General features: G+C 66.7%; 13 protein-coding genes. 5 read left to right on the top strand and 8 right to left on the bottom strand.

Annotated features, from left to right (window positions below):
* Positions 1-3: 3 nt before the first annotated feature.
* The 6 genes from ACUXST_RS07845 to ACUXST_RS07820 form a co-directional block, all read right to left on the bottom strand.
* A complete protein-coding gene (locus tag ACUXST_RS07845) occupies positions 4-1731 on the bottom strand; it encodes a peptidoglycan D,D-transpeptidase FtsI family protein (protein WP_458389413.1) in 1728 nt (575 codons plus the stop codon).
* Positions 1728-2435, bottom strand: coding sequence for a hypothetical protein (locus ACUXST_RS07840; RefSeq protein ID WP_458389412.1), 708 nt, complete (start codon positions 2433-2435; stop codon positions 1728-1730). The genes ACUXST_RS07845 and ACUXST_RS07840 overlap by 4 nt, the downstream gene beginning before the upstream one ends.
* Positions 2432-3388, bottom strand: coding sequence for a 16S rRNA (cytosine(1402)-N(4))-methyltransferase RsmH (gene rsmH / locus ACUXST_RS07835; protein WP_458389411.1), 957 nt, complete (start codon positions 3386-3388; stop codon positions 2432-2434). The genes ACUXST_RS07840 and rsmH overlap by 4 nt, the downstream gene beginning before the upstream one ends.
* Positions 3385-3873 (bottom strand): division/cell wall cluster transcriptional repressor MraZ, encoded by a 489-nt coding sequence (locus ACUXST_RS07830; RefSeq protein ID WP_458389410.1) that lies wholly within the window; start codon positions 3871-3873, stop codon positions 3385-3387. Before ACUXST_RS07830 ends, rsmH begins: the two co-directional genes overlap by 4 nt.
* Positions 3874-4153: 280 nt before the next feature.
* Positions 4154-4882 (bottom strand): hypothetical protein, encoded by a 729-nt coding sequence (locus tag ACUXST_RS07825; RefSeq protein WP_458389409.1) that lies wholly within the window; start codon positions 4880-4882, stop codon positions 4154-4156.
* On the bottom strand, positions 4879-5118 hold the full coding sequence (locus tag ACUXST_RS07820) for a hypothetical protein (protein WP_458389408.1): 240 nt from the start codon (positions 5116-5118) through the stop codon (positions 4879-4881). Before ACUXST_RS07820 ends, ACUXST_RS07825 begins: the two co-directional genes overlap by 4 nt.
* An 84-nt stretch (positions 5119-5202) precedes the next feature.
* On the opposite strand from ACUXST_RS07820, the gene ACUXST_RS07815 reads away from it, so the two are divergent.
* Genes ACUXST_RS07815 through ACUXST_RS07795 form a run of 5 tightly spaced genes read left to right on the top strand, consistent with a single transcriptional unit; the run spans position 5203 to position 10978 of the window.
* Positions 5203-5586, top strand: a complete 384-nt coding sequence (locus ACUXST_RS07815; RefSeq protein WP_458389407.1) for a hypothetical protein — start codon at positions 5203-5205, stop codon at positions 5584-5586.
* Positions 5587-5644: 58 nt separating this feature from the next.
* Positions 5645-7303, top strand: coding sequence for a serine hydrolase domain-containing protein (locus tag ACUXST_RS07810; protein WP_458389406.1), 1659 nt, complete (start codon positions 5645-5647; stop codon positions 7301-7303).
* A gap of 32 nt (positions 7304-7335) precedes the next feature.
* Positions 7336-9606 (top strand): phosphoribosylformylglycinamidine synthase subunit PurL, encoded by a 2271-nt coding sequence (purL, locus tag ACUXST_RS07805; RefSeq protein WP_458389405.1) that lies wholly within the window; start codon positions 7336-7338, stop codon positions 9604-9606.
* 2 nt (positions 9607-9608) lie between these two features.
* Positions 9609-10352 (top strand): 23S rRNA (guanosine(2251)-2'-O)-methyltransferase RlmB, encoded by a 744-nt coding sequence (gene rlmB / locus ACUXST_RS07800; RefSeq protein ID WP_458389404.1) that lies wholly within the window; start codon positions 9609-9611, stop codon positions 10350-10352.
* Entirely contained in the window at positions 10352-10978 is a 627-nt protein-coding gene (locus ACUXST_RS07795; RefSeq protein ID WP_458389403.1) for a DNA-3-methyladenine glycosylase family protein, read from the top strand. The genes rlmB and ACUXST_RS07795 overlap by 1 nt, the downstream gene beginning before the upstream one ends.
* 15 nt (positions 10979-10993) lie before the next feature.
* Here ACUXST_RS07795 and ACUXST_RS07790 read toward each other — a convergent pair whose 3' ends face one another.
* Both ACUXST_RS07790 and ACUXST_RS07785 read right to left on the bottom strand, forming a co-directional pair.
* Entirely contained in the window at positions 10994-11410 is a 417-nt protein-coding gene (locus tag ACUXST_RS07790; RefSeq protein WP_458389402.1) for a low affinity iron permease family protein, read from the bottom strand.
* 349 nt (positions 11411-11759) lie between these two features.
* On the bottom strand, positions 11760-13049 hold the full coding sequence (locus ACUXST_RS07785) for a hypothetical protein (protein ID WP_458389401.1): 1290 nt from the start codon (positions 13047-13049) through the stop codon (positions 11760-11762).
* Positions 13050-13163 lie beyond the last annotated feature (114 nt).

Genomic DNA, 13163 nt, shown 5'->3' with positions numbered 1-13163 from the left:
CGGTCAGTCCTTCTTCGCGTCTTGGTTCGCACCCTCGACGAAGGGCAGCACCTCGCCCATGTTCGGCTCCCGCTTCATGTCGGGCGTCACACCCAGCATCGGAGCAATCCGGCTGACGGTCTTGCTGACGACCGGCGCAACGTTCCACCCGGCCGTCGTGAAGCCATAGGTCTCCGGAGTCGCCTTCGGTTCGTCGAGCATGACGACGATCACATAGCGCGGGTCGTCCATCGGGAACACACCGGCGAAGCTCGTGATGTTGATGGTCTGGCTGTAGTGGCCGTTGATCAGCTTCTGCGCGGTGCCGGTCTTGCCGCCGACGCGATAGCCTGGCGCGTCGGCCTTCTTGCCGGTGCCCTTCATGACCACCAGTCGAAGCAGCGAGCGCATGCGATAGCTGGTGTCGGCAGTGAACACGCGGCGGCCAGCAGGCAGCGGATGGCCGGGACCGACCTTCAGGATAGTCGGCGGATGATAGATGCCGCCGTCGAACAGGGTCGCGTAACCCATCGCCAGCTGCAGTGGAGCAACGGCGATGCCCTGGCCGAAGCCGATGGTCATGGTTTCAAACGGACCCCAGCGAACGCCTGGGGTGAGCGGCCGGCCGCGTTCCCTGAGTTCGATCTCCGCCTTGTCGAGGAAACCCATTTTCTTGAGCCAGGCTTTCTGCCGCGCCGTGCCGAGATGGTCGGCCATCTGGGCCATGCCGATGTTCGAGCTTTCCATCATGATTTCGGCGACGGAGCAGCGGCGGCCGAACGGATGGGTGTCATGAACGAGGTGACCGTAGGCCGGCAGCACCTGCGGGCAGTTGTAGATTTGCCCAGGCCCGGTGACCACGCCGGAGTCCATGGCCATTGCCAGTGTGAACGGCTTGAAGGTCGAGCCCAGCTCGAACACGCCCAGCGTCGCCCGGTTGAACATCTGGTCCGGCGTTCCCTGGCCGGGGACGTTGGGGTTCATCGCCGGCAGCGACGTCATGGCGAGCACTTCGCCGGTGTGAACGTCCATCACGACGCCCGCAGCGCCGATCGCCGAGAAGTGGGTCTTCGCCTCCAGCAACTCATGCTCGAGCGCCTGCTGGACTCGGCTGGAGATGGACAGTGCGAGCGGCTGACCGCGGGTCGCAGGATCCGACAGATATTTGTCGAAGGCCCGCTCGATGCCTGCGGCGCCGTGCCCGTCGATGTCGGTGTAGCCGAGCACGTGCGCGGCAAGGCTGGTCTGCGGATAGAGTCGGTCCGCTTCGCGGTCGATCGCCAGGCCAGGCTCGCCAAGCGCATTGACCGCCTCGACCAGTGCCGGAGAGGCGCGGCGGCGCAGGTAGAAGAACGGCTTGTTGGAGCGCAGAAGGTCGAAATACTGCTCTTCGCTATGCTCCGGCATCAGACGCGCCAGCGATCGCGCCAGCGCCAGCTTGTCCCCGATCACTTTCGACGGGTGCACGGCAATGGTCCACGCGTCGATCGTCCGGGCAAGCGGCTCACCGTCGCGATCGACGATGTCGCCGCGCTCCGGGATCAGTGCGAGCAGGCCTTCCTTGCGGCCCGCGTGGTCACCGAAAGCGGCCAGCCACATGATCCTCAAGGCGATGATGGCGACGATGCCGGCGTACACCAGCAGCCCGAACATCAGCCGCTGGTGCATGACCGCGAGAAACTGGCGCCGTTGCCCGACCAATCGGAGCCGCTCGGGCCGGGCTGCGACGAGAGCGGGCGACGGTGCGTTCATCGGGCGGAGCCGGTGTCCTTGGCAGTTTTCTTGGCGAGCTTGCCCGGGAGCGGTGCAAGCGGGTCGTTTCTCGCAAGCCGGGGTGTCTTTGTCACCGGTTTGGCGGCCGCGAGGTCCGGCTTATCCACGGATTTCTTCGGAACCGGTTTTGCCGCCGCAACCGGTTTTTCCATGGACTTCTTGGCAGCGGGGGGACGAACCACCGCTGCCGCTTGCGCCGGAACCTCGCGCGTCTCAGTCTTCAGGCTTGCGATGTGGAGCAGTGCGCGCGGGCCAACCGATTCCTGCGTCGGTGCCGTAGCGGTCGTTGCACCGGAGTCGTCACGCGACTCCTGCCCGATCTGCGTCGGAGAGCGCTGTGGCGCTGGCGCGGAAGCCAGCACGACCGGACCTTCGAAATCAACCTTTGGCTGCGTGCGGGTGAGCTTGGCGAGCTCGTAGCCGCCGTTGACGAACTGCTGTGCCGCAGGAGCGGACAACGCCAGAACCTTCACGTTCCAGCGCTCGAGCTGGGCCAGGCGGCCGCGGGTGCCGATCTCGGTTTGCAGCACGCGCAGGTTGCGCTGGGCGAGCACGATCTTCGTCTCGACGCTTTCGAGCTGCGAGCGTTCGGACGCTACGCGGAGGGACACGAGGTAGCAGCCGAGCGCGGCGCCCGCGCAGCTTGCAACCATGAATACAGAGCGGAAGCTTCGCGCGCTCATTGAAGGCCTCCTTTCCAGGCTGGGGCTGACGTACGAATTGCACTGCGCAGACGCGCCGAGCGGGACCGGGGATTGGCGGCCAGCTCGCGCTCCGTCGGGGAAACCGGCTTGGCGACCCGTTCGAACGTGGGTTCGTTCGGATCGGCAAGCACAGGACGGTGGCGCGAGCCGGCCGGCGTTCCCCCGCTACGTTCGCGGAAGAAGCGCTTCACGATCCGGTCCTCGAGACTGTGAAAGGTGACGACGGCGAGCCGTCCGCCGGGCTTGAGCGCCCGTTCCGCGGCCTCCAGCCCCTGCTCGAGCTCTTCGAGTTCGGCGTTGAGGTGGATGCGGATGGCCTGAAAGGTGCGGGTCGCCGGATCGCTTTTCTGGCCGGGGCGAAAGCCGGCCGCACGGCGAACGATCGCGGCAAGCTCGCCGGTACGCTCGACAGGGCGAGCGGCAACGATGGCGCGAGCGATGGAGCGTGCGCGGGGCTCCTCGCCATATTCGCGAAGCACGCGGGCGATCTCGCCCTCGTCGGCCTCGTTGAGGAATTCGGCAGCGCTCTGGCCGGCGCGCTCCATGCGCATGTCCAGCGGACCGTCGTTGGAGAAGGAGAAGCCGCGATCGGCGCGGTCGAGCTGCATGGAGCTCACGCCGATATCGAGAGCGATGGCGTCGACGGTCCCCACGCCGTGATCGGCGAGGACGCGCTCCATCTGGCTGAAGCGATTGTTGACCAGGGTCAGGCGCGGATCCGGGACGAGCGACCGGCCTTCCTCGATCGCATCGGGGTCGCGATCGAAGGCGATCACTCGTCCCGCCCCCGCCCGAAGCATGGCGCGCGTGTAGCCGCCCGCTCCGAATGTGCCATCGACCGCTGTCGCGCCGTCGTCGAGCGTGAGCGCGGCGATCACTTCGTTGACCAGCACCGGCACATGCGGGTGCTCATTTGTGACGGTGCTGGTCATGAAACGCCTCGCTCTTCGAGGCGGAATTTGGCGATGTCCTTGAGGTCGTCGGGAATGCGAGCGTCGTCGAGCAGAAGCTGCGGGTTCCAGACCTGGAAGGTCTCGCCCGTTCCCAGGAACAGGGCGAGCTCGCCGATCTGGCCCTTCCGGCGCATCATCGGCGGAAACAGGATCCGCCCCGAGCTGTCGTACGGGACTTCTTCGGTGGCGGCGAAGGCCATGAGGTTGCGCTGCTGATATTCCAGCTGCGCGTCGGGGTTCGTCTCTTCCTTCTCGAGCAGGCGCTCGAGCTTGACGTGCTTCAGCGCCGCGTAGGCGGGGTCATAGGCGCTGAGGCAGGGGAAGGACTCGTGCTTGGCAAGGACGATCGTGCGGGCATCGCCGCGGCGCTCGATGACGGTGCGAAGGAATGCGGGAATGGAGACGCGGCCCTTTGCATCGACCGCGTTCAGCGCGCTGCCCTGAAACAGATGCTCTAGCGCCACGTGCACTCCCCGTTCGCGCGCAGACCACCGTTCGCGGAGGCACGTCGTCACGCACCGTCCGCGTCAGGGTTCGAATCAAAGGGTCGGCCCCCGCGCTACAGCCAATGTTGGTAACTCAACAGCTTATGGGATACAATGGGATTTCGTGGGATATGATGGGAAATGTTGGAGAATGGCGGAAATCCGGGGGTTCTTGCCTCCCCCTCATGGGCTCACGATCGGCCTGCAGCGCACCTCCAGGGCTGTGGATAAGTCTGTGACTTCAACGTGCAGGAGAGAATCACTTGCGCTCCAGTCGCGCAAGCTCCGCAAGCAATCCGTCCAGGTTATGTCCGCCGTCCAACTCCGAGTGCCCGACATCGAGGAAGTCCGCGTCGGCGACGATGATGGCGCGCCCAGCACCCGGACGGCATTCGGCCACGACCGCCCGCGACGAGATCTCGCACTCTCCCCCCAACACTCCCGGCGACACCATGATGACGCGGTAGCCCGCGATGTTGCGTTCCTCAGGGCCGCGCTCGTCCGGTGCGTCGAGGCGCAGTCCCCAGTGGCCGAGCAGCCCGGTATCGGGGAACATGATCGGCGGTCGCAGCGGGTCGCCGAGCGGCCGCCGGCTCGGCCACTCGAGCATGGGGTCGGCAAGCAGGAGCACACGGCCGCCTGCGCGGACCCACGCATCCAGTGCAACCAGGTCTTCGGCAGGTTGCGCCCGGGGCTGAACCATCAGCAGCAGCTTGCCGCGGCGCAGCTCTTCGGGAGAGCTGACGCTGATCAGGACGACGTCGTAGCGGCTCTTGAGCGCCTTTAAGGCCGGGGAACCGCTACCGGCCAACGAAAAGTCCTCGCTGAACACCAGCGGCAGGCTCGTCAGCAGAAGTAAGGTCGGTCGGGAGCCGCGCGGCCTTGCAGGCATCGGCTCGGCGCGAGAGTGAAGCCAGGCTGCCATGGCGAGCGCTGCCGCGACGATCATCGCGGCGACGAGCAGGGCGCGCCGCCGCGCGCGGCTCATTTCTTCGCGGCGGCGGTGTTGTTGACTGCGTCGGAGTTGGTCGCGCCCGGAGCCACGCCGAGTTCGGCCAGCGGCTCGCTTGTGTCGTTCGAGGTCGCCTGCTGGACGCCGTTGGCGCCTTCTTCGCGGCTCCACCGGCTAACCGTTGAGCCAAGCAGGACAAGGATGAACGCGAACGCCAGGCCGGTCAGCCCGATGCGGATTCGCTGCGCGCTGCTGCCGGGCTGGTAAGGCATTGCGGCGGAAAGCTATGGCCCCATGCGCCAAGATGCAAGCGCCGCCCTTGACGCGTGCCCCAGCGCCAGCAATGGGCGCGATATATGACTCGCACCCCACTCGCACTCTGCGCATTGGCAGCCGCGGCGCTAGCCGGCTGCAAGCCGCAAACCATCGACCCCAACAAGGACGCCAACGGCGATCAGTCGAACGTCGCCGTCAACACCGACGTGGCCCTGCCGCCGTCGATCGTGGCCTCCAAGATCTACCGCTGTGCCGACAACAAGGTCATCTATGTCGACTACCTGTCGGACAACAAGTCGGCGAACATCCGCACCGAGCAGGGCGGCACGCCGACCCAGGTCACTGCACCGGAAACCGGCAAGGAAATGACCGGCGCCGGCGGCTACTCGCTGACCGGAAATGCTAATGCGGCGACCGCCACCATCGCAGTCCCGGGCCATTCCGCGCAGTCCTGTAAGGCCTGAGCCCCGGTTGGATCACACTCCGCGGCCCGGCACTCGCCCGGGCCGCGGAAGCAACGCAATGATGCTTTCCCGCCGCCAATTCGGCGCAGCGACGATGAGCGGCCTGGTCGCGCCGCTGGTCTCGCGCCCTGCTTTCGCGCAGGCTTCCAAGAACCTGTCCGGCGCCATCGAGGCGATCCGCGCGTACGGCGGCCAGCACCTCGCGCATTTCGGGCTTCCCGGAATGACGCTCGGCCTGACGACGCCGTACGGGCTCTCCACCGTCCTCAACTTCGGATTCGCAGACCGCAGCCCGCCACGGCTGATTGGCCCCGAGACGCTGTTCCAGGTCGGGTCGATCACGAAAGTAATGACCGGCGCGGTGCTACACCAACTGGCTGCAGAGGGTCGTTTCCGGCTCACCGACCGGATCAGCGCCCTGCTGCCATCCATTCCCCTGCCTCCCGGCAACCTCGTGACCGTGCAGGACCTGCTGGACCATGTCAGCGGCCTCCCGGCCGACGCGCCGGTCTCGCCGCCGGGCGGGCTGTGGACGGGCTTCGCTCCGGGCAGTCACTGGCATTATTCGAACACGGGTTATGACATCCTCGGCATGCTCGCCGAGCAGATCGGAGGCGAGCCGCTGGCACGCCTGTTCGAGAAGCGGATCTTTGCCCCCGCAGGGATGAGCCGCAGCCGCGGGGCGATCTTGGCTGCCGACAAGGCGCTCTACGCCCAAGGTTACCAGGCCGCCGATCCGATGACCCCGTTCGCGATCGGAACGCCGCTCGTTCCAGCTCCCTGGGTCGACGTTACTTCAGGGGCGATCAGCGTCGGCGCCACGGCCATCGACATGATACGTTTCATGCGGTCGCTTGGGGAGGTCGCGAACGGCCGCGGCGGACTTGGACTCCCGCCCGCCGCAGGCATGGCCTTCGCGCAGCACGCGGTGTCGACGGACACTCCGGCGACCACCTACGGCAACGGCTTGATGCACGTGGCGAGCGGCGGCCGGAAATACCTCCACCACACCGGCGGAATGGTCAGCTTTTCCTCTTCGTTCCACCTTGACGTTGTCAGCGGCGCCGGCGCCTTTGCCTGCTCGAACATCAGCGCATTCGCCGAATACCGGCCGCGACTGCTCACCCAATTCGCGGTGGACACGCTCACGGCGGTAACCGCCGGTCGACCTGTTCCACGGGCTCCGTCGCTCACGACGCGCCTCGCCAACGCGACCAGCTACGTCGGCAGCTACACGGGGCCGACGGGCGGATTCGAGGTGCGCCGGGGATCGCCGCTGACCATCGTCGCAAACGGCAGGTCGGCCGACTTGCAGCCCTGGGGTGGCGAGCTGTTCCGGACGACGCACCCGGACTTCCATCCCTTCACCCTGATGTTCGACCGACGGGGGCCTGCAATCGCCGGCGCCAGCTGGGGCGCGGCCAGCTTCGCCCACGCCGGTTTTCCTCACGCTTCTCCGCCAGCGGAAGCGGCGCTCGCGCCTCTCACGGGCAGCTATGTGAACGACAGCCCCTGGTGGGGGACACTGAAGGTCGTGCAGCGCGACGGCCGGCTCTGGCTCGGCACCGAGACTCCGCTGACGCTGATCTCCGGCAATCTTTGGCGCGTCGGCGGGGAACCCTGGTCGCCGGAGCGTGCCGAGTTCGCGGACTTCGTGAACGGGCGCCCCAACACGTTCATCCTGTCAGGCGAGCGCTTCGTCCGCGGCGACGGCTAGGCTTGCGCGGCTGGCGCGGTTAGGGAGCCGCCATGATCACTCCCGAGATCGTTGCCGAACACGGCCTCAGCCCCGACGAATACGACCGCATCCTGAAGGCGCTCGGCCGCGAGCCCAACCTCGTCGAGCTCGGCATCTTCTCCGTCATGTGGTCCGAGCATTGCAGCTACAAGAGCTCGCGCGTGCACCTGAAGAAGCTTCCGACGGAGGCGCCGTGGGTCATCTGCGGGCCGGGCGAGAATGCGGGCGTCATCGACATCGGCGATGGCGACGCGGCGATCTTCAAGATGGAGAGCCACAACCACCCGTCCTACATCGAGCCCTATCAGGGCGCGGCTACCGGGGTGGGCGGCATCCTTCGCGACGTGTTCACCATGGGCGCCCGGCCGGTGGCAAACCTGAATGCGCTGCGCTTCGGCAATCCCGAGCACCCGAAGATGCGCCATCTGATCAGCGGCGTGGTTCACGGCATCGGCGGTTACGGCAATTGCGTCGGCGTGCCGACGGTGGGCGGCGAGGTGAACTTCGACCCGGCCTACGACGGGAACATCCTGGTCAACGCCATGACCGTGGGCGTGGCCAAGAGCGACAAGATTTTCTACTCGGCGGCGACGGGTATCGGCAATCCGATCGTCTACGTCGGGTCGAAGACGGGCCGTGACGGCATCCACGGCGCGACCATGGCCAGCGCCGACTTCGACGAGAAGAGCGACGAGAAGCGCCCGACGGTGCAGGTCGGTGATCCGTTCACGGAGAAACTGCTGATCGAGGCGTGCCTCGAATTGATGGCTACCGACGCGATCGTCGCCATTCAGGACATGGGTGCGGCCGGCCTCACCTCCTCCTCCGTGGAAATGGCAAGCAAGGGCGGCGCCGGCATCCGCCTCGACATGAACAAGGTGCCGTGCCGCGAAGCAGGCATGACGCCCTATGAAATGATGCTCTCCGAAAGCCAGGAGCGCATGCTGATCGTCCTCAAACCCGGCCGCGAAGCCGAGGCCGAGGCGATCTTCCACAAATGGGAGCTCGACTTCGCCGTCATCGGCGAGGTCACCGACACGGGGCACATGGTGCTCGAATTCAACGGCGAGGTCGTGTGCGACATCCCGCTCGATCCCCTCGCCGACGAAGCTCCGCTTTACGATCGCCCCCATCTTAGCCTCGAGCAGTACAAGGCCTGGGCCGGCGTCAAACCGCTCAAGGACGTCCCCGAAGGCAAGGACATCGCCGGCGACCTTCTGAAGCTGATGGCCTCGCCGAACCTCGCCAGCCGCCGCTGGGTCTGGGAACAATATGACACCCAGGTCGGCGGCGACACGGTCCAGCGTCCCGGCGGCGACGCGGCAGTCGTCCGCGTCCACGGGGCGGACAAGGCGCTGGCGATGACCACCGACGTCACGCCCCGCTACTGCTACGCCGACCCCTATGAGGGCGGGAAGCAGGCAATCGCTGAGGCTTACCGAAATCTCTGCGCCGTTGGCGCGAAGCCGCTCGCCGTCACCAACTGCCTCAACTTTGGCAATCCACAGCGGCCCGAGATCATGGCACAGTTCGTCGAGTGCCTCCGCGGCATGGGCGATGCGTGCCGCGCACTCGACTTCCCGATCGTGAGCGGCAACGTCAGCCTCTACAACGAGAGCAAGGCAACCGGCGGCGGCAGCGCGATCCTGCCGACGCCCGCCATCGGCGGCGTCGGGCTGCTCGATGACTGGCAGAACAGCGCGACCACCGCCTTCAAGGCTGCGGCAGAACGCATCCTTCTCATCGGCGCCGACGCTCGTGGCGCGCCGGAGATGGGCCAGTCGCTATGGCTCGACGTAATTCACGGCCGCCGCGCCGGGCCGCCGCCGCGAGTCAACCTTGCCGCCGAGCGCCGCAACGGCGAATTCGTCCGGCGGCTCATCGCGGAAGGGCTGGTCACCGCCGTTCACGACGTCGCTGACGGCGGCATTCTGGTGGCCGTTGCCGAGATGGCGCTCGCCGGCAACGTGGGCGCTCGCCTCGTTGTCGAGACCTTCGAAGACAGGGTCGACCGCGAGAAAATCCAGCACGCCTGGTCGATGTTCGGCGAGACCCAGTCCCGCTTCGTGGTCACGGAACCGTACGACCAGCACCTCATCGAGAAGCTCGCGAGCGAAAGCGGTGTCGGATGCTGCTTCATCGGCTGGACGGGCGGGGACTCGGTTGCACTCGACTCCAACCGGGAGCGATCGCTGTGCGAAGTGCCGCTTGCGGACCTTCGCAAGGCGCATGAAGGCTTCTTCCCGGCGCTGATGGGCAGCGAAGTGCCGCTGGAGTCCTGATCGTGGGCCGGCGGAAGAAATCGCATCAGGGCCACGGAACGGCGAATCGGCCGCGCTTCTGGGGCAAGCATGCGGTCGCCGCCGCGCTCGACAATCCCGATCGCAAGGTGTTGCGCGCGTGGGCGACGCGCGAAGCCATGACGTTCATGCAATTCCCGGCGGATGTCGCAGTTACAATCGCGGAGGCGCCGGATCTCGGCCGCTTCGTTCCCGCCGACGCTCCGCACCAGGGTGTCGTCATCGAAGTCGAGCCGCTTGAGGATGCGTGGCTGGACGAACTGCTCACGGAGCCGCCCGAGCGCGCCGTCCTCCTTGTCCTCGATCAGGTCACCGATCCGCACAACATCGGTGCCATCCTGCGTTCCGCCGCTGCCTTCGGCGCGCTCGGCATCGTCACCCAGGATCGTCACTCCCCACCCGAAAGCGGAGTCATCGCGAAGGCCGCGTCTGGCGCGCTTGAGCGGGTGCCGTGGGTTCGCGTCGTCAATCTGGCCCGGGCGCTGGAGGAGATCGCCGAAGCACGCTTCTGGCGCATCGGCCTTGCGGGTGACGCCGAGTCCGACCTGAAGGACGCGCTCGGGCCTGAGCGGGTTGCGCTTGTGCTTGGCGCGGAAGGCGCTGGCCTCCGGCACAATAGCCGCGAGCATTGCGACGCACTGGCACGCCTGCCGATCACCGACGCCATCGAAAGCTTGAACGTGTCCAACGCCGCCGCCGTCGCGCTCTACGCAGCGACGGCGCGCTGATGGTCCGGACGCGCGAGAGCATCGGCGCTGCGATCGCGGCGCTCGCCGAGCGCGAGCCCCCCTTCGCCAGGGTCGTCGAAAAATTTGGCGTTCCCGAGCCGCGATCGAGCGAACCGGGACCGCAAACCCTCCTCCGGACCATCGTCGGCCAGCAGGTCAGTGTCGCGGCGGCGCGGTCGATGTGGGCGAAGCTCGAAGCGGCGTTCGGCACTCCGCCCGACCTGGCCCGGCTCCTTGCCGCGACAGACGAAGAGATGCGCGCAGCCGGGATGTCGCGGCAGAAAGCGGGTTACATCCGCAGCCTTGCCGAACTGGTCCTCTCGGGCGAGCTGGTTCTCGACAATCTGCCCCCGGATGACGAGGAAGCGATCGCGCTGCTCAGCCGAATCAAGGGCATCGGCCGGTGGTCGGCGGAAATCTACCTGCTGTTCGCGGAAGGACGAGCCGACATCTGGCCCGCGGGCGACCTCGCCGTGCAGATCGAGATCGGACGGCTGTTTGGCCTCGGCGAAAAGCCGAGCGAGAAAGCGGTTCGCGAAATCGCGGAACGCTGGCGTCCATACCGTGGAGCGGCGGCCGTTCTTGCCTGGCATCATCGCGGCGCGCAGGCCCGGAAGCCGCAGTAGCCGGTCTAGTGCTTCCTAGTCGCTGAGGCGCTTCAGCAGCCGGTCGACCGAATCGTCCGCTGTCTGCTGCTTGCCCTGCAGGTTCTTCGCGTTCCGCTCCAGCGCGGTCCGGATTAGCTCGATCTGCCGGTCGGTGAGATGCTCGATGCCGATGAATTGCTCACGGGCCTTGTCGACGGCGCGAAGCAACTCGTCGAGCTTTGCCTGCATGGCCGCGCCATCACGGTTCTGGCTGTTCTGAATCAGGAACACCATCAAGAAGGTGACGACCGTCGTGCCCGTATTCACGACAAGCTGCCACGTGTCAGAGTAATGGAAGAAAGGCCCCGTCACGGCCCACACCAAAATGATCAAGACGGCGAGGACGAAACTCATCGGCTGACCAGCCGCAGTCGAGATCATCGTCGCTACGCGAGTGAACATCTTGTGCATGGCGGGTGATAACGCCCCTGCAATGAGTTGGTGCCGAACTGCAGTGCTTTTTTAACCTGCGTCAATTCGATGCAACGGCGAAACTTTAGGCACCGCAGCCGTTTGCGCGCGTTGGGAGCCCAGTTGCGTAACATTCGAACAGGCAAGAATCGGAAGAAAAGTCATGAGTTTCGAAGGTGTTGTCGCGGTGGGGCTACTGACCAGGAACGATCTCGACGTTCTCGGACCGGGGTTCACGCGCGCGTGGCCGGTGGACGAGACCCCATGCTTTTCTGGGCTGTTGCAAGCGATCGACGACGCGGAGCGCGAGATGCATCGCAGATCGTGCAAGCGGAGCGATAACTAGCGCCTACTTGCGCACGCCCGTCGGCAGCGGCCGCGCGCCGAGCCCCCGGAACGCGCTAGGGCCTGCATCTGCACGCAGCGGCGCAAGCTTTTCCGAGCCCGTGTCGCGACCGATCAGATAGCTTCCGGACGTCTGCCCCTCGCCGCCGCTCCAGCGGTACATGGCGTTGAATGCGAGCACGGGCACGAACACGTGGCGCCCACCCATCTCGAACAGCTGCAGGTTCGCACGGGGCGCGATCAGGGACGTACGGAAGTTGATCCGTTGAAGCGGCGGAATCGCCGCTAGCGGCTCACCTTCGGGGCGCGGCTTGGCCATGAAGGCGCCGATGTCCTGTTCCTGGGTCGGACCCGCATTGAACAGGGTCGCTTCGACGAGGATGTCGCGCGCGGGCGCTCCGCCGGAATTCAGCAAGTCGATCTCGAACTCGATCGCCACCTGCTCGCCGTCCAGGCGGCATTCAGTGGGGACCAGCGTAACCTCAAGCCAGGGCCGCAGTCGCGACGAGACGATCCCGACAGAGTTCGGCGGTTCCGGCCTGGGCGGCGCCAACGGCGCGGAAGCGCCCGGCCCCGGTATCGGCGTAGGCGCCGCTCGAGGCGCTGGCGCAGGGTTTGGCACCCGCGGCGAGGGCACCGGGCGCGGCGCGGGAGGCTCCGGACGCACATAGGCGTCGACCTGCGGGCCACCGGCGAAGGCCTCGCGCGGCCGTCGCCGCCACCACAGGAACACGGCACCTCCGGCGAGCGCGACAGCGGCGAGCAACCACGGCAGCAGCGAGGGACCACGCGAACTCGTGCTGACCGGAGCAGAGTCCGTTTCCGGCACGAAGGCTGGCGGCGAGTTGGACTCCGGGGTTGTCGAAGATGGCGTGGGAAACGTCGTCCCCGGCGTCGTGGTGAAGTCAGGCGCAGGCGTCAGCGTAGCGGAGGGCGACGGGCGCGGAGCCTCGCTGCGAGGCGCGGCTGGAGCAGTACGACGCGGCGTTGCGCCCGCGTCCGGCCCCTCAGGCGGTGCCGCCGACCCTGCGGCCGGAGCGCTGCGGCTGGCCGCGTTCCTTCTGGCCGGCGCAGTTCCGGGCGCCGGTCCGTCGGCCGGCCGCGTCACCGTCCCCCCCAGGCTGAAGTTCTGGAGTTCGCGCGGCCCGACCGTATTGGGTGCCGGCGTGTTCGTCGTGGCAGGCGGCGGCGTCTGGGGAGTCGCGGTGGTGTTCGTGGCCGGCGGGTTTTGCGTTGGCGTGCTCTGGCCAAGCGCCTGCGAGCCGAGCGCAAGCCCCGCTGCGAACGTCAGCATTCCCAAGCGCAATCCCGCTCTCATCCGCTCCCGCTCTGCCATGAGGCGCGCTGCTGTCGAGCGCGCTGCGTGCCATGCCTGCGTCGTTGTGGTGTTTCAAGCACTGAGCCGATG

The organism is Sphingomonas sp. F9_3S_D5_B_2, from assembly GCF_054263715.1.
The sequence above is the reverse complement of the archived record's forward strand: the minus strand, read 5'-3'. Positions and strand labels throughout refer to the sequence as shown.

What these genes read in the sequence shown, in the direction of transcription:
- ACUXST_RS07845 (WP_458389413.1), bottom strand. Translation starts at nt 1,731, where the DNA reads ATGAACGCACCGTCGCCCGCTCTCGTCGCAGCCCGGCCCGAGCGGCTC.
- ACUXST_RS07840 (WP_458389412.1), bottom strand. Translation starts at nt 2,435, where the DNA reads ATGAGCGCGCGAAGCTTCCGCTCTGTATTCATGGTTGCAAGCTGCGCG.
- rsmH (WP_458389411.1), bottom strand. Translation starts at nt 3,388, where the DNA reads ATGACCAGCACCGTCACAAATGAGCACCCGCATGTGCCGGTGCTGGTC.
- ACUXST_RS07825 (WP_458389409.1), bottom strand. Translation starts at nt 4,882, where the DNA reads ATGAGCCGCGCGCGGCGGCGCGCCCTGCTCGTCGCCGCGATGATCGTC.
- ACUXST_RS07820 (WP_458389408.1), bottom strand. Translation starts at nt 5,118, where the DNA reads ATGCCTTACCAGCCCGGCAGCAGCGCGCAGCGAATCCGCATCGGGCTG.
- ACUXST_RS07815 (WP_458389407.1), top strand. Translation starts at nt 5,203, where the DNA reads ATGACTCGCACCCCACTCGCACTCTGCGCATTGGCAGCCGCGGCGCTA.
- ACUXST_RS07810 (WP_458389406.1), top strand. Translation starts at nt 5,645, where the DNA reads ATGATGCTTTCCCGCCGCCAATTCGGCGCAGCGACGATGAGCGGCCTG.
- purL (WP_458389405.1), top strand. Translation starts at nt 7,336, where the DNA reads ATGATCACTCCCGAGATCGTTGCCGAACACGGCCTCAGCCCCGACGAA.
- ACUXST_RS07795 (WP_458389403.1), top strand. Translation starts at nt 10,352, where the DNA reads ATGGTCCGGACGCGCGAGAGCATCGGCGCTGCGATCGCGGCGCTCGCC.
- ACUXST_RS07790 (WP_458389402.1), bottom strand. Translation starts at nt 11,410, where the DNA reads ATGCACAAGATGTTCACTCGCGTAGCGACGATGATCTCGACTGCGGCT.
- ACUXST_RS07785 (WP_458389401.1), bottom strand. Translation starts at nt 13,049, where the DNA reads ATGCTGACGTTCGCAGCGGGGCTTGCGCTCGGCTCGCAGGCGCTTGGC.